At 73.2% G+C, this 26348-nt stretch carries 22 protein-coding genes, 1 pseudogene and 1 riboswitch; of the genes and pseudogenes, 11 read left to right on the top strand and 12 right to left on the bottom strand.

Translation table 11 applies throughout. From position 1 onward, the window contains the following. Positions 1–228 precede the first annotated feature (228 nt). Positions 229–1476: an alpha/beta hydrolase gene (locus tag ACZ4D5_RS04535; RefSeq protein ID WP_467770838.1), complete on the top strand. Its 1248-nt coding sequence runs from the start codon at positions 229–231 to the stop codon at positions 1474–1476. Between the two features lie 94 nt (positions 1477–1570). Here ACZ4D5_RS04535 and ACZ4D5_RS04540 read toward each other — a convergent pair whose 3' ends face one another. The 7 genes from ACZ4D5_RS04540 to ACZ4D5_RS04570 all read right to left on the bottom strand — a co-directional run bounded on the left by ACZ4D5_RS04540 (position 1571) and on the right by ACZ4D5_RS04570 (position 9702). Then, positions 1571–2026 carry an aggregation-promoting factor C-terminal-like domain-containing protein gene (locus ACZ4D5_RS04540; RefSeq protein ID WP_467770839.1) on the bottom strand — a complete coding sequence of 152 codons (456 nt, stop codon included), beginning with the start codon at positions 2024–2026 and terminating at the stop codon, positions 1571–1573. Between the two features lie 337 nt (positions 2027–2363). Next, positions 2364–3341 carry an ECF transporter S component gene (locus ACZ4D5_RS04545; RefSeq protein ID WP_467770840.1) on the bottom strand — a complete coding sequence of 326 codons (978 nt, stop codon included), beginning with the start codon at positions 3339–3341 and terminating at the stop codon, positions 2364–2366. Next, positions 3338–5071, bottom strand: coding sequence for an ABC transporter ATP-binding protein (locus ACZ4D5_RS04550; protein WP_467770841.1), 1734 nt, complete (start codon positions 5069–5071; stop codon positions 3338–3340). The genes ACZ4D5_RS04545 and ACZ4D5_RS04550 overlap by 4 nt, the downstream gene beginning before the upstream one ends. Beyond that, positions 5068–6384 (bottom strand): energy-coupling factor transporter transmembrane component T, encoded by a 1317-nt coding sequence (locus tag ACZ4D5_RS04555; RefSeq protein WP_467770842.1) that lies wholly within the window; start codon positions 6382–6384, stop codon positions 5068–5070. The genes ACZ4D5_RS04550 and ACZ4D5_RS04555 overlap by 4 nt, the downstream gene beginning before the upstream one ends. 34 nt (positions 6385–6418) lie before the next feature. Then, on the bottom strand, positions 6419–7105 hold the full coding sequence (locus ACZ4D5_RS04560; RefSeq protein ID WP_467770843.1) for an SCO2322 family protein: 687 nt from the start codon (positions 7103–7105) through the stop codon (positions 6419–6421). Beyond that, the gene (locus ACZ4D5_RS04565; protein WP_467770844.1) at positions 7102–8319 is read right to left on the bottom strand and encodes a prenyltransferase/squalene oxidase repeat-containing protein; all 1218 of its coding nucleotides are present in this window, start codon (positions 8317–8319) and stop codon (positions 7102–7104) included. The genes ACZ4D5_RS04560 and ACZ4D5_RS04565 overlap by 4 nt, the downstream gene beginning before the upstream one ends. 145 nt (positions 8320–8464) lie before the next feature. Further along, positions 8465–8536: riboswitch (cobalamin riboswitch) on the bottom strand. A gap of 59 nt (positions 8537–8595) precedes the next feature. Further along, positions 8596–9702, bottom strand: a complete 1107-nt coding sequence (locus ACZ4D5_RS04570; protein WP_467770845.1) for an MBL fold metallo-hydrolase — start codon at positions 9700–9702, stop codon at positions 8596–8598. Positions 9703–9897: 195 nt separating this feature from the next. Between ACZ4D5_RS04570 and ACZ4D5_RS04575 the strand changes: the two genes are divergently transcribed. The 6 genes from ACZ4D5_RS04575 to ACZ4D5_RS04600 all read left to right on the top strand — a co-directional run bounded on the left by ACZ4D5_RS04575 (position 9898) and on the right by ACZ4D5_RS04600 (position 18481). Further along, positions 9898–11364 carry an aldehyde dehydrogenase gene (locus tag ACZ4D5_RS04575; protein ID WP_467770846.1) on the top strand — a complete coding sequence of 489 codons (1467 nt, stop codon included), beginning with the start codon at positions 9898–9900 and terminating at the stop codon, positions 11362–11364. Then, positions 11364–11597: a ferredoxin gene (locus tag ACZ4D5_RS04580; RefSeq protein ID WP_467770847.1), complete on the top strand. Its 234-nt coding sequence runs from the start codon at positions 11364–11366 to the stop codon at positions 11595–11597. The genes ACZ4D5_RS04575 and ACZ4D5_RS04580 overlap by 1 nt, the downstream gene beginning before the upstream one ends. Before the next feature lie 219 nt (positions 11598–11816). Continuing rightward, the gene (gene lanKC / locus ACZ4D5_RS04585) at positions 11817–14531 is read left to right on the top strand and encodes a class III lanthionine synthetase LanKC (protein WP_467770848.1); all 2715 of its coding nucleotides are present in this window, start codon (positions 11817–11819) and stop codon (positions 14529–14531) included. A gap of 44 nt (positions 14532–14575) precedes the next feature. Beyond that, positions 14576–14695, top strand: coding sequence for a SapB/AmfS family lanthipeptide (locus ACZ4D5_RS04590; RefSeq protein WP_467770849.1), 120 nt, complete (start codon positions 14576–14578; stop codon positions 14693–14695). A gap of 127 nt (positions 14696–14822) precedes the next feature. Beyond that, a complete protein-coding gene (locus ACZ4D5_RS04595; RefSeq protein ID WP_467770850.1) occupies positions 14823–16550 on the top strand; it encodes an ABC transporter ATP-binding protein in 1728 nt (575 codons plus the stop codon). A gap of 107 nt (positions 16551–16657) precedes the next feature. Next, positions 16658–18481 (top strand): ATP-binding cassette domain-containing protein, encoded by a 1824-nt coding sequence (locus ACZ4D5_RS04600; RefSeq protein WP_467771482.1) that lies wholly within the window; start codon positions 16658–16660, stop codon positions 18479–18481. Here the strand turns inward: ACZ4D5_RS04600 and ACZ4D5_RS04605 are convergent. Continuing rightward, positions 18407–19057 (bottom strand): annotated as a pseudogene (locus ACZ4D5_RS04605) (LuxR C-terminal-related transcriptional regulator); the annotation flags it as partial. The gene ACZ4D5_RS04600 and the pseudogene ACZ4D5_RS04605 overlap by 75 nt on opposite strands. Before the next feature lie 71 nt (positions 19058–19128). Then, the gene (locus ACZ4D5_RS04610; protein WP_467770851.1) at positions 19129–19752 is read right to left on the bottom strand and encodes a TetR family transcriptional regulator; all 624 of its coding nucleotides are present in this window, start codon (positions 19750–19752) and stop codon (positions 19129–19131) included. Between the two features lie 214 nt (positions 19753–19966). Here ACZ4D5_RS04610 and ACZ4D5_RS04615 point away from each other — a divergent pair, with 214 nt between their 5' ends. The 3 genes from ACZ4D5_RS04615 to ACZ4D5_RS04625 are packed head-to-tail and all read left to right on the top strand — an operon-like array spanning position 19967 to position 23195. Further along, positions 19967–21379, top strand: coding sequence for a glycosyltransferase family 4 protein (locus ACZ4D5_RS04615; protein WP_467770852.1), 1413 nt, complete (start codon positions 19967–19969; stop codon positions 21377–21379). Then, the gene (locus ACZ4D5_RS04620; RefSeq protein WP_467770853.1) at positions 21373–22125 is read left to right on the top strand and encodes a class I SAM-dependent methyltransferase; all 753 of its coding nucleotides are present in this window, start codon (positions 21373–21375) and stop codon (positions 22123–22125) included. Before ACZ4D5_RS04615 ends, ACZ4D5_RS04620 begins: the two co-directional genes overlap by 7 nt. After that, positions 22122–23195, top strand: a complete 1074-nt coding sequence (locus tag ACZ4D5_RS04625) for a prenyltransferase/squalene oxidase repeat-containing protein (protein WP_467770854.1) — start codon at positions 22122–22124, stop codon at positions 23193–23195. Before ACZ4D5_RS04620 ends, ACZ4D5_RS04625 begins: the two co-directional genes overlap by 4 nt. Positions 23196–23205: 10 nt before the next feature. On the opposite strand, the gene ACZ4D5_RS04630 is transcribed toward ACZ4D5_RS04625, so the two are convergent. After that, positions 23206–23502 carry a hypothetical protein gene (locus tag ACZ4D5_RS04630; RefSeq protein WP_467770855.1) on the bottom strand — a complete coding sequence of 99 codons (297 nt, stop codon included), beginning with the start codon at positions 23500–23502 and terminating at the stop codon, positions 23206–23208. Between the two features lie 169 nt (positions 23503–23671). Between ACZ4D5_RS04630 and ACZ4D5_RS04635 the strand changes: the two genes are divergently transcribed. Beyond that, entirely contained in the window at positions 23672–24214 is a 543-nt protein-coding gene (locus ACZ4D5_RS04635) for a hypothetical protein (protein WP_467770856.1), read from the top strand. Between the two features lie 7 nt (positions 24215–24221). Here ACZ4D5_RS04635 and ACZ4D5_RS04640 read toward each other — a convergent pair whose 3' ends face one another. Both ACZ4D5_RS04640 and ACZ4D5_RS04645 read right to left on the bottom strand, forming a co-directional pair. Further along, positions 24222–25232, bottom strand: coding sequence for an LLM class F420-dependent oxidoreductase (locus tag ACZ4D5_RS04640; protein WP_467770857.1), 1011 nt, complete (start codon positions 25230–25232; stop codon positions 24222–24224). A 117-nt stretch (positions 25233–25349) separates the two neighbouring features. After that, positions 25350–26219: a hypothetical protein gene (locus ACZ4D5_RS04645; RefSeq protein WP_467770858.1), complete on the bottom strand. Its 870-nt coding sequence runs from the start codon at positions 26217–26219 to the stop codon at positions 25350–25352. Between the last annotated feature and the right edge of the window lie 129 nt (positions 26220–26348).

Below are 26348 nucleotides of genomic sequence, written 5' to 3' on the forward strand. Positions count from 1 at the left end.
GCCGGCGTCCGTCACCGGCTTCGCCGAGTTCGTCCTCAAGCGCCGGACGGGCTGGAACTTCCCCGAGGTTCGTTGTCGGCTGCCGGGCTGATTCTGCCGAGGGCCGTCCTCGGGCGCCGGGCGGGCTGGATCTTCCGCTCCGGGCCGGGCCTGGTGTCCGTAAGTACACTCTCCGCTCGGGGGATTCTCGGATGTCGGCGTGGCAGGGGTCCTTCGTAACGTCGGTGCATGACCAAAACGATGTCTGGCCACGCCCGTTCCGTACGGCGAGGAGGCGCTGCCCTCGCCGCGCTGATGCTCGCCGGGCTTGCCGGTGCGCCCGTCGCGCGGGCGGCGCAGTCTGCTGACGGGCGGCCCGCGGCGGTGCAACGTGCCGCGCGGGGCGCCCTGTTGGAGGTCACCCCGGTCGCCGACCTGAACCGTGCCGAGGTCACCGCCTTCCTGAAGAAGGGGAAGGTCGACGCGGGGGAGGTGCGGTACGGAGTGAAGGCGTACCGCCTGACCTATCGGACCGTCGGACCGCGGGGGCAACCCACCACCGCCACCGGCCTGTTCGTGCTGCCCAAGACGCCCGAGGGGCGGAGCCTCGGTCTCGTCTCCGACACCCACGGCACCATGGTCCACCGCGACTACGCACCCTCCGTCGGCGAGGACTTCGGGCGGCTCGGCCCCTATCTGCACGCCGCCGCGGGCAGGGCCGTCGCCGCCCCGGACTACCTCGGGCTCGGCAGGGGCCCGGGCGTCCACCCGTACATGGACACGCACTCGGCGGTGACCGCGTCCGAGGACATGCTGCTGGCCTCGCGCACCGCGGCGGACCAACGGGGCAGGAACCTGACCGGCGACGTCTACCTCACCGGCTTCTCGCAGGGCGGCCAGGTCGCGATGGCGCTCGCCCGGGAGCTGAGCGGCGAGCGGTCGCCCTTCAGACCGCGCGCCGTCGCTCCCGTCAGCGGCCCCTACGACCTCTCGGGCGAGGAGGTCCCCGCCCTGTACGACGGCCGCGTCAACGACATGAGCGGCATCCTCTACCTCTCGTACTTCCTGGTCGCCCAGAACCGGCTGCACCCGATCCACAAGGATCCGTCCGAGGCGTTCCGCGCCCCCTACGCGGACCGGATCGAGAAGCTCTTCGACGGCGGCCATGACGAGGACGACATCCTCGCGGCGCTCCCCGGGAGCGTGAAGCAGCTGCTCACGCCCTCCTTCTACGAGCGTCTGAAGCACCCGGCGGGAGGTCTGAGGCAAGCGCTGGAGGCGAACGACGGCGCCTGCGACTGGAAGCCGGAGGTGCCGGTGCGGCTGTACGCGGCGCGGGGCGACACCGACGTGCCCATCGGCAACGCCCGCAGCTGCGCCGCGGACCTGGCGGCGCGCGGCGTGCGGGCGCCGGTCCTCGACCAGGGCGACGTACCGCACATGGAGTCGGCGGTGAAGGCCGCGCCGAAGGTCGCGCGGTGGTTCTCCACCCGATGAGGGGCGGATGGACGAAACGAAAGAGGCGGCAACCCCCGCGAAGGGGTTGCCGCCTCTTTCGTGACGGGATCCGTCAGCGGCGGGACGCGGCGGCTCAGTACCAGCCGTTCGCCTGCCAGAAGTTCCACGCGCCGACCGGGCTGCCGTAGCGGTCGTTCATGTAGTCGAGGCCCCACTTGATCTGGGTCGCGGGGTTCGTCTTCCAGTCCGAGCCCGCCGAGGCCATCTTCGAGCCCGGCAGCGCCTGGACCAGGCCGTAGGCGCCGGAGGAGGAGTTCGTGGCGGTGTGGTTCCAGCCGCTCTCGTGGGCGACGATGTTGCTGAACGCCTGGTACTGCGCCGGGTCCGGGATCATCTGCTTGGCGATGGTCTGGGCGGACGCGGGAGCGGCGGCGGGGGCGGCGGCCGGAGCGGCAGCCTTCGCGGTGGTCGGGGTGGCTGCCTGAGCGGGGGCCGCGGCGAAGACCATGCCGGTGGCGGCAGCGGCGACGAGGCCGCCGGTGAGGGCCTTCTTCGGGGAAGCGATGCGGCGGATGAGCGAGGCGGACACAGAGGACCTTCCGGTGGGGTACGGGGCTGTCGCTGCGCACGCCGTGAAACGTGGGGGACATGCGGCGGCGCCGAGTCCCGTGAGGGGCGTCGGCGCCGTGCGACTCGTCCAGAGAAGCAGGGCTGTTACGTCGCCGCAATGACCCCATTTACTAGTGGAAGTCGCACCCGCGCCGAATGTCCGTCGTGTGACGTGGCTCTCAACGTGCAGGTCAGCGCGGTGATTGACGCGTGTACGTCAAGCCGTGCGTGCTACGAGCCTCCGTAGTAGAGGACCAAAGTCCTGTGGGCCGCCTCACGGCCACGGGCCCTCCAGGTAACGGAGAGCGCAGGACCCCCTACGGCTTCGGCGCCTCGAATGTGACCGGCGCCTCGAACGCGGCGCGGCGCGTGGCCCGGCGCAGCGCCTTCAGGACCGCGGGCCCGAGCGCGAGGCTCAGCAGGACCGTGACGACGGCCCGCGGCAGGTCCCAGCCGAGCGAGGTGGCCAGGCAGTACGCGACGAAGCGGCCGAGGTTCTCCACGAGCGGGTCGCCCGGCACGTAGGAGACCCCGGTGGCCAGGCCGCCGAGGTAGGGCCAGCCCTGGAGGTTCATGACCGTGCCGTACAGGACCGAGGCCACCGCGCCGTAGGCCGCGAGCAGCCACAGCTCGCGCCGCCCCCGCAGGGTGTGGGGGCCCGGCAGCAGCCCCGCCCCCATGCACACCCAGCCCATCGAGAGCATCTGGAACGGCATCCACGGCCCGACGCCCCCGGTCAGCAGCGCCGAGGCGAACATCGACACCGCCCCGAGCACGAACCCGAAGCCGGGCCCGAGCACCCGCCCGCTCAGCACCATCAGGAAGAACATCGGCTCGATGCCCGCCGTGCCCGCGCCCAGCGGCCGCAGCGCCGCCCCCGCGGCGGCGAGCACCCCGAGCATCGCGATGGCCTTCGCGTCAAGACCCACGTCCGCGATGGTCGCCACCACCACGGCGAGCAGCAGCGGAAGCAGCGCCGCGAACAGCCACGGCGCGTCCTGCGCGTGCTCGCTGAACCCGGAGTTCGGCCCCGCGAGGAGCGGCCACCCGAAGGCGACCACGCCCACGGCGCTGACCAGGCCGAGCGCGGCGATCGAGCGGCGGCCGAGGCGGATGGGGCGGGCCTGGGGACTGCCGGGGCGTGCCGGGCGCCCGGAGCCGGGGCGGCCCGAGGCGCAGGGCTCGCGCGCGGTGTCGGCAGCCGGGCCTGCGCCGTGGGGCGCAGGGCTGCTGCCGTCGGCAGCCCCGGGGCGGCCCGGCTCCTCGGGCCCGCCACCCATGGACGCGGGCCTCACGACGGGGTCCGCTCGGTGTCGGCCGCGCCGTCCGCGCTCTCCCCGGCGGCCGTGGCCGCCCCGGTCCCCGCAGCGCGCAGCGCTTCGCGCACCTGCGTCACCGTCAGCCACTCCTGCGGCGCGAGGATCTTCGTGACCTGGGGCGCGAAGGACGGTGACGACACCACGATCTGCTCGGTCGGGCCGTCGGCGACGATCTCGCCGTCCGCGAGGATCACCACGCGGTGGGCGATCTCGGCGGCCAGCTCCACGTCGTGCGTGGCGAGGACGATGGCGTGGCCCTCGGCGGCCAGCCGCCGCAGGATCGTGACCAGGCGGGCCTTGGCCGCGTAGTCGAGGCCGCGGGTCGGCTCGTCCAGGAGGAGAAGGGGAGGGCGGGTCGTCAGCACGATCGCCAGGGCGAGCGCGAGGCGCTGGCCCTCGGAGAGGTCGCGGGGGTGCGTGTCGTCCGGGACGCCCGGCAGCAGCTCGCTCACCAGGGCGCGGCACACCCCGGGCTCGGCGCCCGCGTCGTGGTCGGCGGCGGTGCACTCGGCGGCCACCGTGTCCGCGTACAGGAGGTCGCGCGGTTCCTGGGGGACCAGGCCGACGTGCCGGATCAGCTTGCGCGGCGCGGTGCGGTGGGGGACCGCGCCGCCGACGCGGACCGTGCCGGAGGTCGGTTCGAGGAGGCCCACCAGGGTGGACAGGAGCGTGGACTTCCCCGCGCCGTTGCGGCCCATCAGCGCGACGGTCTCGCCGGGCGTGACGGTGAGGTCGACGTGGCGCAGCGCCTCGACGCGGCCGCGGCGCACGGCGAGGCGGGAGACGGCGGCGGCCGTCGCCTCGTCGGGGCTGCGGTCCTTGCGCAGCCGGGGCCTGCGGTCCGGCGCCCGCTCCGGGGCCGGTTGTGTTGGCGTCGGGCGGGGCCCGGCCTGCGCGAGCCGCTCCCGCAGCGCGCCCGCCCTGCGCCGCGCGTCCCGCACGGTCAGCGGCAGCGGCGACCAGCCCGCGATCCTGCCGAGCGAGACGACCGGCGGGAACACGGGGGAGCGGGCCATCAGCGCGGCGGGGTCGCCGAGCGCCGGAGGCTCGTCCGGGGCGCCGAGCAGCAGCACCTGGTCCGCGTACTGCACGACCCGCTCCAGCCGGTGCTCGGCCATCAGGACCGTCGTGCCCAGGTCGTGGACGAGCCGCTGCAGCACGGCGAGGACCTCTTCGGCGGCGGCCGGGTCGAGCGCGGAGGTCGGCTCGTCCAGGACGAGGACCCGGGGGTGCGGGGTGAGGACGGAGCCGATCGCGACGCGCTGCTGCTGGCCGCCAGAGAGAGTCGCGATGGGGCGGTCGCGCAGGTCGGCGAGGCCGAGCAGGTCGAGGGTCTCCTCGACGCGGCGGCGCATCACGTCCGGGGCGAGGCCGAGCGACTCCATGCCGTAGGCCAGCTCGTCCTCGACCGTGTCCGTCACGAAGTGCGAGAGCGGGTCCTGGCCCACCGTGCCGACCACGTCGGCGAGTTCGCGCGGCTTGTGCGTACGGGTGTCGCGCCCCGCCACGGTCACGCGGCCGCGCAGGGTGCCGCCGGTGAAGTGCGGCACGAGCCCGCTGACCGTGCCGAGCAGCGTCGACTTGCCGACCCCGGAAGGCCCGACGAGCAGCACGAGCTCGCCCTCGGGGACGGTGAGGTCGACCCCGCGGACGGTGGGCCCGGGCGCCCCCTCGTAGGTCACCGAGACGTCCTCGAAGCGGATCATGACGGTTCCTCGGGGGGTACGGGGACGGGGGAATCGGAGGCCTTGCGCACCGAAGCGTCGGCATCGGCGGGCGCGCGGACCGGCCCGTCGGCGGGGGACGGCGCGACCGCCGCGCGCCAGGCGGCGGGCGAGGGCTTGGTGAGGGGGACGGGCGCGGGCTCCTCCGGCGCGGCGGGCTCCTTGCGCCCGGGACGCGCGGGCACCGGCGCCACGAAGGCGGGCAGCAGTCCCACGAGTGCCGCGAGCGCGGGCCACAGCGGCAGCTCCGGCGCGAGAAGCGGGACGACGCCGGGGTGCAGGGCGGCCGCGTCGTACGAAGCCGCCCAGATCATCAGCCCCGCGACCGCGACCCCCGACCCGGCGACCAGCCAGGCGCGCACGCCCCACCGGTCGGGCCGGTAGCGGGTGCGCACGGAGCGGCGGCCGCCGAGCCGCAGCCCCGCGAGCGCGGCGAGCAGACCGGCGGCCAGAACGGGCAGCCCGTAGGAGGCACCCTGCGCGGTCAGCAGTCCGTACGTCCCCACGCACACGCCCATCAGGCCGCCGAGCGTCAGCACCGCCGTCGCCCTGCGCACGCCCGCGGGAACGGCGGCGGTGCGCCCGAAACCCCGCGCGTCCATCGCGGCGGCCAGCGCGACCGACCGCTCCAACGCGCCCTCAAGGACCGGGAGTCCGACCTGCAGCAGCCCGCGCACGCCGTTGTCGGGCCGCCCGCGCAGGCGCCGCGCGGCCCGCAGCCGCTGGACGTCGGCGATGAGGTTCGGCGCGAAGGTCATCGCCACGACGACGGCGACCCCGGCCTCGTAGAGCGCGCCGGGCAGGGACTTGAGCAGCCGTGCCGGGCTGGCCAGGGCGTTCGCCGCGCCGACGCAGATCAGCAGGCCCGCGAGCCTGATGCCGTCGTAGAGCGCGAAGAGCAGGCCCTCCGCGGTGACCCGGCCGCCGATCCGCACGCCCTTCGCCCAGTCGGGCAGCGGGACCTCGGGCAGCGTCATGACGGTGTGCGTGCCGGGGATCGGCGAGCCGAGCACGATCGCGAAGACCAGCCGGATCGCGATGACCACCAGGCCCAGCTTCACGAACGCGCCGTACGACTTGGCCCACGGCGCGTTCGTGCGCCGCGCCGCCACGACATAGCCCGCGACGCCGATCAGCAGCCCGAGGAGCAGCGGGTTGGTGGTCCGCGACGCCGCGGTGCCGAGGCCGAGCGCCCAGATCCACCAGGCGCCCGGGTGCAGGGCGTTGCTCCGGTGCGCCTCGGGGGCGAGGCGCCGCCTCAGGAGGCGGGGCGCGCCGCTGCCGTGGTCCGTCATCGTGCTGTCCGTGTTCCGGTGTGCCGGGGCCGCGTCAGCCGCGGCGGCGCCGGGCCTGCCAGATCGCGGCTCCGCCGAGCACCACGACCGCGGCGCCCCCGGCGATCAGGCCGACGGAGGGCCCGCCGCCGTCGCCGCTCCGGTCGGAGTCCGCTGCCGTCTCCTTGCGCGCGGAGCCGTCACCGGAGACCTGCTCGCCGCAGCCCGACTTCGGGTAGTCGTCGATGGCGCACAGCAGTGCGTTGTTGTCGTAGCGCAGCGGCTCGGCGACGGATGCCAGGGCGTCCGCGCTGGTGGCGTCCTCGGCGACCTGCGCGCAGGCCGTGCGCGGCGCGGGCGGCTTCTCCCCCTCGGGGGCGTCCTTCGGCAGGCCGAAGTCGATGACCAGCGCGACGCGCTTGCGGCCGTCCTTCGCGGGGGTGCTCGCGCAGATGTCCTTGAAGTCCGCGGGACCGCGCGGCTTCGCGGAGTCCTTGGAGTCCTCGGAGACCGAGAAGCGGAAGCCCTGTACGTCGCCGTCGCCGGGCCGCGCGGTGCCGGGCCCCTGGCTGGCGTACGTCCAGGTGGCGCCGTCCCGGTCCCAGAACGACCAGTACCGGTAGCCGGCGGCCTGGGCGGGCGCGGCGGCGAGGACGCCGAGCAGAGCGGCGAGGAGCGCCCCGACCGCCAGGCGTCCGCGCCGTGCGCGGCCCCGCGTCGGACGCACAGGGCCCCGCGTCACAGCTGCTTCTTCCTGCGGTTGCCGCTGAACAGGAAGCCGATTCCGATGCCGGCGACCATGCCGACGCCGATGATCCACCAGATGCTCACGCCGCCGTCGTCCTTCTTGTCGTCCTTGTCCGACGCGGACGGGGACTCGGAGGAGGTCTGCGGCGCGGGGCCCGTGGCGTTCAGCTGCTCGACGAGGTCGGCGCCGCCGAAGTCGCGCGGGTCCATGCCCGTGGCGTGGGCGGCGAAGATCAGCTGGGAGTAGGCGGCGGGGCCGCCCTTCTTCGCCCAGTCCGCGGAGTTCTTCGAGAGCCACTCGGCGGACTTCTCGGCCTGCTCCTTCTGCCCGGCGGCGGCGAGGGCGACCACGGCGTCCGCGGTGTTGCCCAGGTCCGGCACGTCGGTGGCGCCCATCAGGTGGTCGTCGGTCTTGCCGAGGGTGTCGAGGAGATAGCCGGTGCCGTTGCTCGCGGCCTGCGTGGCGCTGTCCGGCTTCGCGCACTTGGGGGCGTCGGTCGCGGCCTTCTTGGACGGCTCCACGACCAGGCCCTTGCCGAGGCTGCCGAGCACGCCGGCCGCGGTGGCGTCCGCGTTCGGGAGGAGCTTCTTGGACTTGGTGTCCATGAGGCCGAAGGCGCCGCCGTCCTTGCCGCAGTCCAGGGCGAGCTTCGGCAGCGCGTCGTAGGCGGACTTGCCGTCCTGGGACTTCACGTTCGCGGGGTTCTCGCCGGCCGCGACGAGCGCGCCGACGACGATGCCGGTGGAGTTGGCGTCCGAGGGCAGGCCCGGGTTGTACCCCCAGCCGCCGTCCGTGCGCTGCACGGACTTCAGCCAGTCGACGCCCTTCTTGACCGTCTTGTCCTGGCCGCCGAGCGCGGCGAGGGCCTGCACGGCGGCGGCGGTGGAGTTGCTGTCGACGGCGGTCTTGGAGTTGCACGGTTCGGAGGCGTCCGCGCGGTACGCGGCGAAGCCGCCGCTCGCGCACTGCTGCCCGGTCAGCCAGTCGACGGCCTTCGTCGCGGGCTTCACGCCCACGGCGTCCTGGGCGAGCAGGGCGTACGACTGCCGGAAGACCCCGTCGTACTGGGGGTCGGACGTGCCGTACAGGCCGGAGGGGAGCGCGGTCGACGGCGACGGCGACGCGTCGTCCGCGAGGGCGGCCGGTGCGCCGGCCGAACCCAGCACGGCGACGGCGGCCAGGACCGCTGCGCTGCGGCGAACGTTCATGATGCGGCGGGTTGCCTCTCCCTGCGGGGAGCGGGGGCGGCACGGGCCGTTGCGAGCACGGCTTCCGGGCGGCTCCGGCTCCGTATACCTCGACGGTGCCGCTCATCGGAGGTCCCGATGAAGCGAGCCGGTCACGCTCCGCACCGGGCATTCCGGCTCACCGACCGCGAGGTCGGACACGGCTGCGGGTCAGCGCCGGATTCGCACCGGCTTCCCCCAGTACGGGCGTGAGGACGACCCGCTCACTCTACCGGCCCGGCCGGAGGAGCTCTCGGGTCACACCGCCACGTACGTCACCGGATCGCTCCCCACCACGGCCTCCGCGCGCCCCAGCTTCACCAGGCGCCGCACATGGGCCTCCGCCTCCGAAACCGCGATGTTGCGCGAGCCGTAGGGGATCTCGGACCAGGGGCGGTTCCACTCCATGCGGGCCGCGAGCTGCCAGGGGGTCAGGGGAGTGGTGAGCAGGGCGACGAGGTCCCTCAGGCGGTCCTCGTGGTGGGCGAGGAGCTCGCGGACGCGGGCCGGTGCGTCGGTGAAGGCGTGCTGGTGGGCGGGCAGGACCTCGGCCGGGTCGAGGCGGCCGACCCGCTCCAGGGAGTCGAGGTAGTCACCAATGGGGTCTCCCCTGCTCGAGCGGAGCCGAGAGCTTGGGGAAGGATCGGTCACCGTCTCGTCGTCCGGGTCCTCGTACAGGCCGATGTGCGGGGTGATGCCGGGCAGCAGGTGGTCCCCGGAGAAGAGGCGGCCGTTGCCCCGCAGTCCTGCCGGGTGCTCCTCCTCCAGGTGCAGGCAGACGTGGCCCGGGGTGTGGCCGGGTGTCCAGATCGCGCGCAGGCGGCGGCCGGGCAGGGCGAGGAGTTCGCCGGGGGTGATGCCGCGGTCGGGCAGGGCGGGGCGCAGGCCGGGGAGCTTTCGGGGGCGTCCCTCGTCCCTGGCGCGGATCAGCGGGGCGAGGTGGTCGGCGGGTGCGCCCGCGGCCGTGAGCTTGTCGACCATGTAGGCGTACCAGCGGTCGGGAGGATGGGAGCGGGTGCGGCGGACCACGGAGGCGTCGGCCTCGTGCATGGCGATCCATGCCCCGGACGCCTCGCGGACCTTCGCGGAGAGGCCGTGGTGGTCGGGGTGGTGGTGCGTGATGACCACGCCGTGCACGTCGCCGACCGCGACGCCGCACGCGTCGAGCCCGGCGGTCAGGGTCCGCCAGGACGTCGGGTCGTCCCAGCCGGTGTCGATGAGGACCGGGCCGCTGTCGGTGTCCAGGAGGTGGACGAGAGTGAAGCCGAGGGGGTTGTCCGGGATCGGGACCTTGATGCTCCACACGCCGCCGCCGTGCTCGATCACCGGCGGGCCGCTCGGCCGGGTGCCGCTCGCCTGCGTCATGGGCGCCTCGTCTCCTGTTGCCGTCTGCCCGCCACTATAACTAGAACTAGTTTCATTAGTAGCCCAAGTCGACCGACCTGCGCGTGAGTTGGCCGTTCCGCCCGTGGACTCCTCCAACTAGAACTGGTATCAGTTCTGAAACGGTGTCAGAAAGCGCCCCGCAGGAGTCACAGCAGTCGCAGGAGGCAGTCAGCCATGACCGAGCTCGTGGAACACGGACAGCTGTTCATCGGCGGGGAGTTGGTGGACCCGCTCGGCAAGGGCGTCATCGACGTCGTCTCCCCGCACACCGGAAAGGTCTTCGCCCGCGTGCCGCACGCTGCCCCCGCCGACGTGGACCGCGCCGTGGCCACCGCCCGCAAGGCCTTCGACGACGGGCCCTGGCCGCGCATGACCCTGGACGAGCGGATCGAGGTCATCGCCAAGATCAAGGACGGATTCGCCGTACGCCATGAGGAGATCGCCCGGGTCATCAGCTCCGAGAACGGCACCCCCTACACCTCCGGCGTGATGGTGCAGGCGCTCGCCGCGATGATGGTGTGGGACGCGGCGATCACCGTCGCCCGTGACTTCACGTACGAGGAGCGGCGCGACGGAGTCCTCGGCAAGCTGCTCGTGCGGCGCGAGCCGGTCGGCGTCGTCGCGGCCGTAGTGCCCTGGAACGTCCCGCAGTTCACCGCCGCGGCCAAACTCGCGCCCGCGCTGCTCGCCGGCTGCCCGGTGATCCTGAAGACCTCGCCGGAGGCGCCCCTGGACGCCTACATCCTCGCGGAACTCGCCGCCGACGCCGGTCTGCCGGAGGGGGTGCTCTCCGTCATCTCCGCCGACCGCGAGGTCAGCGAGTACCTCGTCGGGCACCCGGGCGTCGACAAGGTCTCCTTCACCGGATCCGTCGCCGCGGGCAAGCGCGTCATGGAGGTCGCGGCCCGCAATCTGACGCGCGTGACACTGGAGTTGGGCGGCAAGTCGGCCGCGGTGGTCCTGCCGGACGCCGACGCGGCCACCGCCGTCGCGGGCATCACGCCCTTCGCCTGGATGCTCAACGGCCAGGCGTGCGTGGCCCAGACCCGCATCCTCGTGCCGCGCACGCGGTACGACGAGTTCGCCGAGGCCTTCGCCGCGGCCGCCTCCGCCCTCAAGGTCGGCGACCCCCTCGACCCCGCCACCGAACTCGGCCCGCTCGTCGCCGAACGGCAGCAGCGGAGGTCCCTCGACTACATCCGCATCGGCCAGGAGGAGGGCGCCAAGATCCTTGCGGGCGGCGGCCGTCCGGCCGGTCTCGACCAGGGCTGGTACGTGGAGCCGACCCTCTTCGGCGGCGTCGACAACTCGATGCGTATCGCCCGTGAGGAGATCTTCGGACCCGTCATCTGCCTTCTGCCGTACGGCGACGAGAGCGAGGCTGTGAAGATCGCCAACGACTCCGACTACGGACTCAGCGGAAGTGTCTGGACGGCCGACGTCGAGCGGGGCATCGACGTCGCGCGCCGGGTGCGCACGGGAACGTACTCCGTGAACACCTTCAGCCTGGACATGCTCGGCCCCTTCGGCGGCTACAAGAACTCCGGTCTCGGAAGGGAGTTCGGGCCCGAGGGGTACGGTGAGTACTTCGAGCACAAGATGATCCACCTTCCGGCCGGATACGAAGGAAGTGGTGCCTGATGGGCGATCGCTGGCACGTCGAGGTCGACCGCTCGGTCTGCATCGGCTCGGGGATGTGCGTGCTCACCGCGCCGGGCGGTTTCACCCTGGACACCGCCCGTCAGTCGCACCCCACCGCCCCCGACACCGACGCCAACGAAAAGGTCCTCGAGGCCGCCGAGGGCTGCCCCGTCGAGGCGATCACGATCACGCTTGCCGACAGCGGGGAGGTCGTCTTCCCGCCGGAGGACTAGCCGGAGGGCCGGCCGACTCCCGTACGCCCGCGTCGATTTCACTTCGGTGACGACGCGGGCGTCGCCATGTGTGCGATCCGTGGATAACCTGTGTACTCGAACAGGAGCGAACGCGACTTTACGCATGCGTTCCGCACGGCCATCCGATGACACTCGTGACTGTTCCGTCCCCTTGCGCCCTGGAAATCTCTCTGCCACGCCGTGCAGAGAGGGGACACCATGGACAAGCGGTACGAGGTCTACTGTCTGGCCGACAGACACTTCTACGAGACCCCGGACCGGCTGTCGTCCGCGGGCGCCGCGGGCGCCCCCGAGTTCCCCGTGACCCACCGCCCCGTTCCCGAGGGCTGGCGCTCGGGCCGCTTCGGCGACTGGCTCTCCTTCGTCCCGGTGGACGACGAGGGAACCCCGCGCCCCGCGCCCCAGCAGGGCTGGAAGATCCACGTCTCCGCCACGCTGCACAACGCCGACCGCGTCGCGGCGATCGTCTGGGACTACTGCGTGCCGCGCGCCGTCCCCTTCAAGCTCGTGCCGGCCAAGCACCTGCTGCACCTGCGCAACAGCAAGTACGCGGGGCGCGACAACAGCGGCAAGGCCGTCACCGTCTACCCGGCCGACGAGGCGCAACTGCACGAGGTACTCGTCGAGTTGGGCGCGCTCCTCGAAGGGTTCGAAGGCCCCTACATCCTCACCGACCTGCGCTGGCAGGAGGGCCCGCTGTACGTCAGGTACGGCGCCTTCACGCGGCGCATGTGCGACAACGGCAAGGGCACGCTCGTCCCCGCCGTCGAGGACGGAGAAGGGCGTCTCGTGCCCGACTCGCGCGAGCCCACCTTCAAGGTCCCCTCGTGGGTGAAGCTGCCCGCCTTCCTCGAACCGGCGCTCGCGGCACGCAACACGACCACCGTCGGCGACCTGCCGTACCGCATCGAGAAGGCCCTCCACTTCTCCAACGGCGGCGGGGTCTACGCGGGTACCGACACCCGCGACGGCCGCAAGGTCGTCCTCAAGGAGGGTCGCCCGCACGCCGGGCTCGCCGCCGACGGAGCCGACGCCGTGGCCCGCCTCGAACGCGAGAAGGCCGCCCTGGAGAAGCTCTCCGGTCTCGGCGTGGCCCCCGAGGTCCGCGACTGGTTCCTCCTCGGCGACCACCGCTTCCTCGTCATGGACTTCCTGGAGGGCTCGACCCTCAACTCCTTCTTCGCGCACCGGCATCCGCTGTGCACCAGCGAACCGGACGACGCCGCCATCTCCGCGTACACGGCCTGGGCGCTGCGCATGCACGCCGCCGTCGAGAAGGCCGTCGCCGCCGTGCACGAACGCGGCGTCGTCTTCAACGACCTGCACCTCTTCAACATCATGGTCGCCCCCGACGAGGAGTCCGTCTCCCTCCTCGACTTCGAGGCGGCGGCATCCGTCGACGACGGCGGCCGCCAGATCGTCGCCCACCCCGGATTCCTCGCGCCGCCGGACCGCACCGGCACCGACATCGACCGCTACGCCCTGGCCTGCCTGCGGCTCGCCCTCTTCCTGCCGATCACCTCGCTGCTCTCCATCGACCGGGGCAAGGCCGCGCACTTCGCGCAGGTGATAGCCGCCGAATTCCCCGACGTACCGCGGGAGTTCCTGGACGAGGCCGTGGCGGAGATCGAGCGCGGCAGGGGCGGGCGGACCGACGGGGAGGAGCCGGCGCCGGTCCTCGCGGCGGGAGGCGCGGAGGCCCTGGAGGGGGGCGTCCTGAAGGGGGGCGGGACCGGCGCCACCCGGCCCTCGGCAGGAGCGGCCGCACCCCTGGTCGACCCCGCCGAGTGGCCGTACAGCAGGGACTCGATGATCAAGGCCATCCTGGCCTCCGCGACGCCCGAGCGCGACGACCGGCTCTTCCCCGGCGACATCGCGCAGTTCTCCGAGGGCGGCGGGCTCGGCCTCGCGCACGGCGCGGCCGGCGTGCTGCTCGCCCTCGCCGAGAGCGGCGCCGAGCGTTACGAGGACGGCGAGCGCTGGCTCCTCAAGCACATCGACCCCGCCCCGCGCGGCACGCCGCTCGGCCTGTACGACGGCCTCGCGGGCGTCGCCCACGTACTCGACCGGCTCGGTCACCGCACCCGCGCCCTGGATCTGGTGGGCCTCGTCCTGCAGGAGAAATGGGAGCGGCTCCCCTCCGACCTGCAGGGCGGCCTCGCCGGACTAGGCCTCGCCCTCGACGCCCTCGCGCACAGCACCGGCGAGCGCGAGCTCGGCCAACACGCCCTGCGGGCAGCCGAGTTGCTCGGCGAGCGGATCACCGCCGACAGCGGCGAGGAGAAGGGCAAGCGGCGCCGTGCGGGGCTGCTGCGCGGCGCCACCGGGCCCGCGCTGCTCTTCCTGCGCCTGTACGAGAGGAACGGCGACCCCGCCCTCCTCGACCTGGCGGCGCGGGCCCTGCGCGCGGACCTCGCCCAGTGCGTCACCCAGGAGCGGGACGGCAGCCTCGCCGTCAACGAGGGCTGGCGCACCATGCCCTACCTCGGCGACGGCAGCGTCGGCATCGGCATGGTCATCGACGACTACCTCGCGCACCGCGACGACGCCGCGTTCGAGGCGGTGCGGCCGGGCATCCTGGCCGCCGCGCGCTCGCGCTTCTGCGTGCAGCCGGGACTCTTCCAGGGGCGGGCGGGGCTGCTGCTGCACGTCAACCGCAGCACCACGCCCGGCATCACCCCCGAGGACGTGGCCGCGCAGATCGACGCGCTCGGCTGGTTCTCCATGGCCTACGACGGTCAACTCGCCTTCCCCGGCCACCAGATGCTGCGCCTTTCGATGGACCTGAACACCGGGACGGCCGGCTGTCTCCTCGCGCTCTCCGGCGCGCTCGGTGACAGCGGAGCGCACGTCCCCTTCCTGCCGCCGCCCAGGCGGCCCCAGAGCCGGTCCCGCGATTCAGCGGGGTCGTGACACAACCGCTCGAATACCAAATCCCCCAAGAGAGAGGCAGAACCATGGCACTTCTCGACCTGCAGAGCATGGAGTCCGAAGAGATGACCGGTGGCGGCGGTGGCGGCAGCGTCGCGAGCCTGCTCCTCTGCTGGAGTGACGCCAGCATCGTCCTGTGTCTCTGACGGTCCTCCGTCTTGACGCGTAGCCGCGCCTGAACGGCACGGCATCGAAGGCCCGGACGGCTTCCCGCGAGGGGGCCGTCCGGGCCGGCCGCTGCCACGGACGCAGACGACGAGGACCCGGAGCGCCATGGCCACGACGACCCCCCGTCCGCAACGACCCACCGCCGACACGCGCCTGTTGGGCCGCGCGACCCGGCACAGCGCCGCCCGCTGCGCGGCCCTCGCGCTGTGCGCCGTCGCCGGTGCGGGCGCGGGCCTGCTCCTGCCGCTGGCGATCGGCCGCGCCCTGGACGCCGTCCTGACCGGACACGTGAGCGGTCACGACGGGGGCGACGCCACCCGCTGGATCCTCGCCTGCGCCGCGCTGGTCGGCGCGAGCGCCCTCCTCGACGCCGTCGACGGCGTCCTCACCGGCACCACCAACGCCCGCACCACGGCCTGGCTGCGCGGCCGCGTCACCCGCCACGTGCTCGGCGTCGGGCCCCGCGCCACCGCGCGCTTCGCCCACGGCGACCTGGTGGCCCGCCTCATCGACAACGCGGCCCACGCGGGCATCGCACCCGCCACCTTCGCCTCGCTCGTCGCCGCCCTGGTCACGCCCCTCGGCGCCGTGGTCGCCCTCGCCCTGATCGACGTCTGGCTCGCCGCGGTGTTCCTCGTCGGGGCGCCCCTCCTCGTGCTGCTCCTGCGGACGTTCGTCCGCGTCTCCTCCGACTGCGTGGCCCGCTACCAACGCATCCAGGGCGACATCGCGGGCCGCCTCGGCGAGGCGATCGGCGGGGCCAGGACGATCGCCGCCGCGCACACCGAGGACAAGGAGTCGCAGCGCGTCCTGCACGCGCTGCCCGAACTCGCCCGCCAGGGACACCGGATGTGGCGCGTCCAGGGCCGCTCCCAGGCGCAGGCCGTGGCCATCGCGCCGCTGCTGCAGATCGCGGTCGCCGCGGTCGCGGGCGCGCTGCTGCTCAGGCACCGCATCACGGTCGGCGACCTCCTCGCCGCGTCCCGGTACGCGGTGCTCGCCACCGGAATCGGCATGCTCGTCGGGCAGTTGGGCGGACTCGTGCGGGCGCGGGCGGCGGCGCGCCGCCTGGAAGAAGTGCTCACGGAGCCCCTGACCACGTACGGCGACAGGCAACTCCCGCCCCAGGGTGGCCGGTTGGAGCTGCGTGGCGTCACGGCGTCCCGCGGCGGACGGACCGTGCTCGACGGCGTCGACCTGACGGTGCCCGCGGGCAGCACGCTCGCCGTGGTCGGCCGCTCCGGCGCGGGCAAGTCGCTCCTGGCGTCCCTCGCCGGGCGCCTCGCCGACCCCGACGAGGGCGACGTGCGCCTGGACGGCGTCCCCCTGCGCGCGCTCGGCCGTGAAGAGCTGCGCCGCGAGGTCGGCTACGCCTTCGAGCGGCCCGCGCTCCTCGGCAGGACCCTGGCGGACACGATCGGCTTCGGCGCCCCCCGCCCGGCCCCGTCCCGCATCGACGAGGCGGCCCGCGCCGCCCGCGCCGACACCTTCATCACCCGCCTCCCCGACGGCTACGCCACGCCCTGCGGTGACGTCCCGCTCTCCGGGGGCGAGGCCCAACGCCTCGGCCTGGCACGGGCGTTCGCGCGCGGCGGGCGGCTGCTGATCCTGGACGACGCCATGTCGAGCCTGGACACCGTGACCGAACACCACATCGCCGAGGCGCTGCTGTCCCCCGCCCCGCACCGCAGCCGGCTGATCATCGCCCACCGCGCCGCGACGGCGGCCCGCGCGGACGCCGTGGCCTGGCTGCACGAGGGCCGGATCAGGGCGGTCGGCCCGCACGACGAACTGTGGCGACGCCCCGAGTACCGGGAGGTGTTCGGCGCGTGAAGCCCTCCCGCGGCCGGTCGGCGCAGGCCTGCGAAGACCCCCGCCGCCCAGGCGCCCGCGGCCCCTACCGCCGCGGTGTCCGGTTCCTGCGGCGCCGGTGGCAGGTGGTGGCGCGGCTCGCGGCCTGGTCGGTCCTCGAGACCGGGCAGACGTTCCTCACCGGGTACGCCCTCGCGCGCGCCCTGGACGACGGATTCCTCAAGGGGCGCGAGGCGGTCGGCCTGTGGTGGCTGGGCGCGGCCGCGCTCGGCGTGGTCGTCGCCGCGTACGGCACGGGGCGCGTGTACCGCGCGGTCGCCGACCTGGTGGAGCCGCTGCGGGACAGCCTGGTGCGGCAGGTCGTCGGCCGGGGCCTGCGGGACGCGGACGGCGCCGCCGTCTCCCGGCTCACGCAGCAGGTGGAGATCGCCAGGGACACCTTCGCGGGCCTGGTCATGGTCTCCCGCTCCTTCGTCTTCACCGCGGTGGGCGCTCTGGTCGGGCTGTTCTCGCTGGACCCGCTGCTGCTGTTGGTGGTCGCGCCGCCGCTGCTGGCCGGGATCGGCCTGTTCGTGGGGTCGCTGCGCCCGCTGGCCCGCCGCCAGGAGGACTTCCTGGTCGCCGACGAGGAACTCGCGGCCCAACTGGGCCTGGTCTGCCCGGGGTTGCGGGACGTCACGGCTGCGGGAGCGGAGCGGGACGTGGCCGGGGACCTGGACCGGGGCGTCGCCGCGGAGTACGAGGCGGCCGGTGCCCTCGCCCGCTGGGGCCTGCTGCGCACGGCGGCCCTCGTCACCGGCGGCCAGCTCCCCCTGGTGCTGCTCCTCGCCACCGCTCCCTGGCTCCTGGACCGCGCAGTGACACCGGGCGCCCTGGTCGGGGCCATCGCCTACGTCACCCAGGCCCTGCTCCCCGCTCTCCACAACCTCGTCCACGGCCTGGGCGCGAGCGGCTCCCGCCTGGTGATCGTCCTGCGCCGCCTGGTGTGGGACGGGCCGCCGGGCGCCGAGGTCACGGGTCAGGCCCAGGTCGACAGCGCGGAACCGGGTGCCGGCGCCGACACCGAGGCCCCCGCCCTCGACCTCTCCTCCCTGACCTTCGCCTACGGCCCCCACGCCGAGCCCGTCCTCAAGGACCTGGCGCTCACCGTGGCCCGGGGCGAGCACCTCGCCGTGGTCGGGCCCAGCGGCATCGGGAAGTCCACGCTGGCCGGGATCGCCGCCGGGCTGCTCGAACCGGACGCGGGGCAGGTGCGGGTCTGCGGGCGGCCCGTGCGGGGCGAGGGGGCCGTGGGGCGGCGCGTGCTCATTCCCCAGGAGGCGTACGTCTTCTCCGGGTCGCTCGGCGACAACCTGCGCTATCTGCGGGCGGACTCCGTCCCCGAGGCCGAGGTGCTCGCCGCGGCCGAGACCATCGGCCTGGCCCCGCTGATCGAGCGGCTCGGCGGACTCGACGCCCCCGTCGTGCCCGCCGAACTCTCGGCGGGGGAGCGGCAGTTGATCGCGCTGACCCGCGCCTATCTCTCCTGCGCCCCGCTGGCGATCCTGGACGAGGCGACCTGTCATCTCGACCCGGTCGCGGAGTCCCGCGCCGAGCGGGCCTTCGCGGCCCGCCCGGGCGGGACTCTCGTGGTGATCGCCCACCGTGTCAGCTCGGCCCGCCGCGCCGACCGCGTCCTGGTGATGGACGGGGCGCACGCCCTGTGCGGGCGGCACGACGAGCTGATGGAGCGTTCGCCCCTCTACCGGGATCTCAACGGGGCGGCCGGCGGCCGCCGAGAGCCGACGGGCGGTTCACACCCAGCCCTCGCCCTGCGAGATCCGTATGGCGTCGATCCTGTTCCGCGCCCCGGTCTTCCGGGTGATCGCGGCCATGTAGTTGCGCACCGTGCCGTTGGACAGATGGAGGCTGCGCGCGATCTCGGCGACCGACGCCCCCCTGGCGGCGAGTGAGAGGACGCTCAACTCCCTTCGAGTCAGCGGCATCTGTGATGCCTTGAGGAATCCGAACCCCAGCGAGTCGTCGACGTACCGCTGGCCTGCCGCCACCTGCCTGATCCCGGCGAGCAGTCGCTCGGGCTGGCTGGCCTTGTTCACATAGCCGAGGGCCTCCGCCTCCGCGGCCCTCCGCAGCAGACCTGGCCGGTTCGCGGTGGCGAGCACCAGGACCCGGCAGGCCCTGCCGTGCGCCGACGGACCGGTCAGTTCGGCGAGCGGAGTGAGCGCGTACGTCGATTCGTCGTCGAGATCCACCACGCACAGGTCGGGTCGTACGCTGCGTTGTCGGCCGCGGGCGTGTGACCACGGCGCATGGAACACCTCCAGATCAGGCTCACGGGCCAATCGCTCCGCCAGAGCCAATCGCATTAGACAGGCGTCGTGCACGAGAAGGACCCGGATCACGCTCTGCCCCTCCAGCTCCCCGCTTCCGGTTGCTTCGTTCAAGCACGCAGACCATTCATAGCGGCGAGTACCCCAGTCGTGACGCTGAGAACTGGCCAAGGGGGAGTCCGGGGGCGCATTTGCCATACGACTGTGCGCCCCCTGTGTCACAGACAGGGCTACGACCTGCGGCTGACGCCCCTATGCGCGCGTCCGCCTCATGCGTGCGCAGGCCCGGCCGTCAGGTCGATCAGCCGGCACACGGTCTCGATGTCGATCTTCACCTGCGCGATCGACGCCCGGCCCGAAAGCCATGTGATCAGCGCCGAGTGCCAGGTGTGCTCGATGACCCGCACCGCGGAGAGCTGCTGGGCGCTCGGTGGCTCGTCGAGGCCCATCGCGTCCAGGATGATCGCCGTCGTCAGCCGCGAGACCGTGTCGACCTCGGGGCTCACCGAGCGGTCCGCGAAGGTCAGGGCCCGTACCATCGCGTCGGCCAGGTGCGGCTCGCGCTGCAGCGCGCGGAAGGCGCGCATCAGGGTCTCGGCGACCCGATCGGCGGGCGTCTCGCCGGCCGGCGGGCGCTTCCTGATCGTGGTGTGCATGTGCTGCAGCTGGTCCTGCATGGTGGCGACCAGCAGATGGACCTTGGAGGGAAAGTAGCGGTAGAGGGTGCCGAGCGCGACGCCCGCGGCCTCGGCGACCTCCCGCATCTGCACCGCGTCGAAGCCGCCCCTGCTGGCCAGTTGGGCGCTCGCGTGCAGGATGCGTCGGCGGCGCGCCTCCTGGCGCTCGGTGAGGGGCGGCGCAGCTGGGCCCGCCGCCTTGGCTTCCGCTGTCATCTCGATGCCCCTCCGAAAACGCCTCCCGGGATCGCACAGCATGGCAGGGAGCCCGCCGTGGCGCGAATCACCTGATCCGGGCCTTACACCTCGCCTACCTGCCGGTAGATTCGAAGCTCGTTCAGCGATCATTCAGCGATCAAGTCTGAAACTTGTTCTAGATTACCGTCCCGGCGTAACCTCGCGGACAACTGCAGGCAGAAGGGGGCCGAGAGTGACCGCTGAGGCCATGGAAGCGGGCCCCCGCAAGGGCTCCGCCACCGACGGCGACCGTCCGTTGCGCATCGCTCTCCTCACGTACAAAGGGAACCCGTTCTGCGGGGGACAGGGCGTCTACGTACGCCATCTCTCCCGCGAGCTGGCCCGGCTCGGCCACAGCGTCGAAGTGATCGGCGCGCAGCCCTACCCCGTGCTCGACGAGGGCGAGGGACTCGACGGACTCAGGCTCACCGAGCTGCCGAGCCTGGACCTCTACCGCTCCCCGGACCCCTTCCGCACGCCGAAGCGCGACGAGTACCGCGACTGGGTCGACGCCCTCGAGGTGGCGACGATGTGGACCGGCGGCTTCCCCGAGCCCGTCACCTTCAGCCTGCGCGCCCGGCGCCATCTGCGGGCCCGGCGCGGCGAGTTCGACGTCGTGCACGACAACCAGACCCTCGGGTACGGCCTCCTCGGCGACCTCGGTGCGCCCCTGGTCACCACGATCCACCACCCCATCACCGTGGACCGGCAGTTGGAGCTGGACGCCGCGCCCGACTGGAAGCGCCGCGCCTCGGTCCGCCGCTGGTACGCGTTCACGCGCATGCAGAAGCGCGTCGCGCGCCGCCTGCCCTCGGTCCTCACCGTCTCCGGCACGTCCCGCCAGGAGATCGTCGACCACCTGGGCGTGCGCGAGGACCGCATCGACGTCGTCCACATCGGCGCCGACACCGACCTCTTCTCGCCCGACCCGTCCGTCGCCGAGGTGCCCGGCAGGATCGTGACGACGTCCAGCGCCGACGTCCCGCTCAAGGGCCTCGTCTACCTCATCGAGGCGCTCGCCAAGGCGCGCACCGAGTACCCCGAGGCGCACCTCGTCGTCGTCGGCAAGCGCGCCGAGGACGGCCCGGTCGCCCAGGCCATAGAGCGCCACGGCCTCGAAGGCGCCGTCGAGTTCGTCAAGGGCATCACCGACGCCGAACTCGTCGACCTCGTCCGCTCCGCCCAGATCGCCTGCGTCCCTTCGCTGTACGAGGGCTTCTCGCTCCCCGCGGCCGAGGCGATGGCCACGGGTACGCCGCTCCTCGCGACCACCGGCGGCGCGATCCCCGAGGTCGCGGGCCCCGACGGCGAGACGTGCCTCGCGGTGCCGACGGGCGACGCGGGGGCACTCGCGCTCGGCCTGAAGCGGCTCCTCGGCGACGCCGGGCTGCGGGCCAGGCTCGGTGCCGCCGGGCGTGCGCGCGTGCTCGCCAAGTTCACCTGGGCCCGCGCCGCCCAGGGCACCGCGGAGCTGTACCGCGCGGCGATCGAAGGATCCGCGGGACGCGGCGCCGCCCGGGCGGTGGCGCGCGGCCACGCCCTTTCCGCGGCCGCGGCCGCCCCCGAAGTTGCAGGACCTCACCACGAAAGCAGGGCCACGTGCTGACCGTCGACTTCACCCGCTTCCCGCTCGCCGCAGGCGATCGCGTCCTGGACCTCGGCTGCGGGGCGGGCCGGCACGCCTTCGAGTGCTACCGGCGTGGCGCGCAGGTGGTGGCCCTCGACCAGAATGCCGAGGAAATCCGCGAGGTCGCCAAGTGGTTCGCCGCGATGAGGGAGGCGGGCGAGGCCCCGGCGGGCGCGACCGCCACGGCCATGGAGGGCGACGCCCTCAACCTGCCCTTCCCCGACGAGTCGTTCGACGTCGTGATCATCTCCGAGGTCATGGAGCACATCCCCGACGACAAGGGCGTCCTCGCCGAGATGGTGCGGGTCCTCAAGCCCGGCGGCCGCATCGCGGTGACCGTCCCGCGCTACGGCCCCGAGAAGGTCTGCTGGGCCCTGTCGGACGCCTACCACGAGGTCGAGGGCGGCCACATCCGCATCTACAGGGCGGACGAACTCCTCGGCAAGATGCGGGAGTCGGGCCTCAAGCCGTACGGCACCCACCACGCGCACGCGCTGCACTCGCCGTACTGGTGGCTCAAGTGCGCGTTCGGCGTCGACAACGACAAGGCGCTGCCGGTGCGGGCGTACCACAAGCTCCTGGTCTGGGACATCATGAAGAAGCCCCTCGCCACGCGGGTGGCCGAGCAGCTGCTCAACCCCGTCGTCGGCAAGAGCTTCGTGGCGTACGCGACCAAGCCGCACCTGCCCAAGGCCACGGCCGACGCCGCGGGCGCCGCCAAGTGACGAGCCCGGAGCGGACCGAACACCTCGTCCTGCCCGGTGTCCTGACGGCCGATCAGGCCGCGGCGACCGTGCGCGGCATCCTCGCCGTCCAGCGCGAGGACGGCGCGATCCCGTGGTTCCGCGGACACCACCTCGACCCGTGGGACCACACCGAGGCCGCCATGGCGCTGGACGTCGCGGGCGAGCACGCGGCCGCCGAGCGCGCCTACGACTGGCTCGCGCGGCACCAGAATCCCGACGGTTCCTGGTACGCGGCGTACGCCGACGGGGACCCGGACGACGTCACCGACCGCGGCAGGGAGTCCAACTTCTGCGCGTACGTCGCGGTGGGCGTCTGGCACCACCACCTCGCCACGGGTGACGAGGCGTTCCTGGACCGCATGTGGCCGGTGGTCGTCGCCGCCGTCGAGTTCGTCCTCGGGCTCCAGCAGCCCGGCGGGCAGATCGGCTGGAAGCGGGAGGCGGACGGCACGCCGGTGAACGACGCGCTGCTCACCGGTTCCTCCTCGATCCACCAGGCGCTGCGCTGCGCCCTCGCCATCGCCGAGCAGCGCGAGGAGCCGCAGCCGGACTGGGAGTTGGCGGCCGGTGCCCTCGCGCACGCGATCCGCCGCCACCCCGAGCGCTTCCTCGACAAGGACCGCTACTCCATGGACTGGTACTACCCGGTCCTCGGCGGCGCGCTCACCGGCCCCGAGGCCAAGTCCCGTATAGAGGAGGGCTGGGACCGCTTCGTCGTGCCCGGCCTCGGCGTGCGCTGCGTGGTCCCCAACCCCTGGGTCACCGGCGGCGAGAGCGCCGAACTCGCCCTCGCCCTGTGGGTGTTGGGGGAGTCGGACCGTGCCCTGGAGATCCTCAAGTCCATCCAGCACCTGCGCGACGCGGAGAGCGGCCTGTACTGGACGGGCTACGTCTTCGACGACAAGGCGGTCTGGCCCGAGGAGCTCACCACGTGGACGGCGGGCTCGCTGCTCCTCGCGGTGGCGGCGCTCGGCGGGGACGAGGCGACGTGCGCGGTGTTCTCGGGCGAACGGCTGCCGACGGGGCTCGACCCGGAGTGCTGCCAGTAAGGGGCGCGCCTCAGTACCGTCGCAGTCGCCCCGCCACCGCGTGGCCGACCAGCAGGTACACGACCGCCGCGAGGCCGTAGCCCGCGACGACCCTGGCCCAGGCGTCGTCGAACGTGAACAGGTCGTGCGACCAGCCGGCGAGCCAGCGGGCCACGTCGTGCACGAACTGGACGAGGTCGTTGGCGCGGTTCGCGTCCAGCAGGTACATCAGGATCCACAGGCCGAGGATGAAGGCCAGGACGTCCGCGACGATCACGATGATCTTCGCTGCCTCGTTGGTGCCGCGTGTACGGGTTCTGGGAGACATGGCGGACGGGTACCGGGCAGGGGCTCCTTGAAACCCGGAGGGACCCGGACGGGCTCGCCCGGGTGGCGGCACCCGGCGGCCGGGGCGAGGCTGCGGTGAGGAACGATCACCGGACCGCAGCTCACCCCTGGAGGCCGCTGCCGTGCTCAGCCCCGTATCCCTCCGCCGTGTGCCCCTCCGCCGTGCCGGAGTCTCCCTCACGCTCTGCTGCACCCTGCTCGTCGGCGCGACGGCTTGTAACGGCGACACCGCCGGGACCAAGGACAGCGCGGCGACGCCGTCGGGCACCAGCTCCGCCGAGAAGCAGAAGTTCGCCAAGACCCGCTTCGTCGCCAACGCGGGGCTCGCCGCGGGGGCGACGTACCAGTGGATCGTGAAGCCGTTTCGCGCGGGGACGTTCCAAAGCGGCGCGGACGGGCGGAAGTTCGCCCTGGTCAAGGCGGGCCTCGCGGGCGCGTTCACGTACAACAGGCTGAAGGCCGCGGTGAAGAACGCGCAGGGCGACCCGACCCTCGCCAAGGCCGTGGCGCCGCTGAGCGCGGGCATCGACGCGCTCAAGGACCTGCCGTCCAAGCTCCGCAAGGGCGAGGGCACGGACGCGATCGTGAACTCCTTCGACGGCATCATCAACGACGTGAAGGGCGCGGGAAAGAGCGCGGGCGCCGAGGTCAAGGACAAGGTGCCCTCGGCCGGGGAACTGGCCAAGGGCTAGGCCGTGCCTAGGAGTTGAGCTCGGCCAGGGTCCGCAGCGTCAGCGGGTCGGGGGCCAGCACGAGCAGGTCCGTCACCGGGCCCTTGCGCCACAGCTCCAGGCGCTCGGCGATGCGGGCGCGCGGGCCGACCAGGGAGATCTCGTCGGCGAAGGCGTCCGGCACGGCGAGGACGGCCTCCTGTCTGCGCCCCGCGAGGAACAGCTCCTGGATGCGCCGGGCCTCCGCCTCGTACCCCATGCGGGCCATCAGGTCCGCGTGGAAGTTGCGGGCGGAGTGCCCCATGCCGCCGATGTAGAAGCCGAGCATGGCCTTGACGGGGAGCAACCCCTCGCTCACGTCGTCGCAGACCTTGGCCCGGGCCATCGGCGCGATCAGGAAGCCCTCGGCGAGGTCGGTCAGCGACGCCTCGTACACATCCGTCCGGGTCGGCGACCAGTACAGCGGCAGCCAGCCGTCCGCGATCCGCGTGGTCTGCGCGATGTTCTTGGGCCCCTCCGCGCCGAGCAGGACCGGCAGGTCGCCCCGCAGGGGATGGGTGATCGGCTTGAGGGCCTTGCCGAGGCCGGTGCCGTCCTCGCCGCGGTAGGGGTGGGCGTGGAAGCGTCCGTCCAGCTCCACCGGGCCCTCGCGCCGCAGGACCTGGCGGATCACGTCGACGTACTCGCGGGTCGCGGTCAGCGGAGAGCGGGGGAACGGCCGCCCGTACCACCCCTCCACCACCTGCGGCCCGGACAGCCCGAGCCCCAGCATCATGCGCCCGCCGGAGAGGTGGTCGAGGGTGAGCGCGTGCATGGCGGTGGTGACGGGGGAGCGGGCCGCCATCTGCACGACGGCCGTGCCCAGCCTGATCCGTGAGGTCTGTGCGGCGATCCAGGTCAGCGGCGTGAAGGCGTCCGAGCCCCAGGCCTCGGCGGTCCACACCGAGTCGTAGCCGAGGCGCTCGGCCTCCTGGGCGAGGGCGACGTGGCCGGGGTCGGGGCCGCGCCCCCAGTAGCCGAGTGCGAGCCCGAGCCGCATACGCCCTCCCAGTCGCCGACATCGTCTGACGGTGCGTCAGGTGAATCCGTCGAGGGGCGACTGTACGACAACGGCCCCCCGCCCGGAAGGGCGAGGGGCCGTGCGGTGAGCGTGGGGTCAGCCGCGCTGGATCCCCGTGGTGTCCTGCAGCACGCCGCGACGGCCGTCCTGCGTCTGGGCCACCAGGCCGGGGCCGCGCTGCTCGACGGCCAAGTACCAGGTGCCGGGCGCCAGTTCGGCGATCGGCGTGGGCGAGCCGTCCTCCGCGTACAGCGGACGCGGCACCGGCACGGCGAACCAGAACGGCGAGAAGTCACCGGCCGGCTGCGCCTGCGCGGGCGGCGGGGTCTGCCCGCCCTGCGGCTGCGGCTGGCCACCGAAGGACTGACCGCCCTGCGGCTGCGGCTGACCCGGCTGACCGCCGTACGGCGCGCCCTGCTGCGGCTGGCCCGCACCCGGGTAGCCGTAGCCACCCTGCGGCTGGCCGCCGTAGGGCTGCGGGGCGGCCGGACGCGGGGCGCCCATGAGGGGGGCCTTCAGCGCGGGGACGATCAGGGTGGCGATCGCGCCGGCGGCGAGCACCAGGGCGGCGATCATGCCGAGGATGAGGCCGACACCGGCGTCCGGGGACTCTCCGCGGGCACCGAGCGAGTTGTCGAAGAAGAAGCCGTAAGACTGGTCGGTGTCGAAGATCGCACCGAGGGAGCTCCAGGCGGCGGCGATGGCGAAGGCCACACCGAGCTGACCGAGGTCCAGGCCGATGACCTTGCGCGGCTGGGGCAGCGCGCGGCCCACGACGATGAGTGCCGCACCGATGATGCCGAGCAGGTAGACGCTCAGCAGCAGGTTGCCGTTTTCCCAGGCGTTCGGCAGCTTGTCACTGGGGGCGCCTTCGATGTCGAGGGTGTCGAGGAACGAGGCGATGAAGAGCAACACCGCTGCTCCGATCACCACGCCGTCGCCTCGAGTGAGGGAGCGGAAATTCACTTCAGGGTCCTTCGTCAGTCGTCTCGTCAGTGGAGGCGTCGCTGTCGCCGTAGTCGCGGTCGTGTCGCGGTGCGCGAAGCGCGGGGGTGGCCCCTCATCGTAGGGAGGACAATATCGCCCGGACACGCG

Source organism: Streptomyces sp. NPDC025651, from assembly GCF_055558735.1.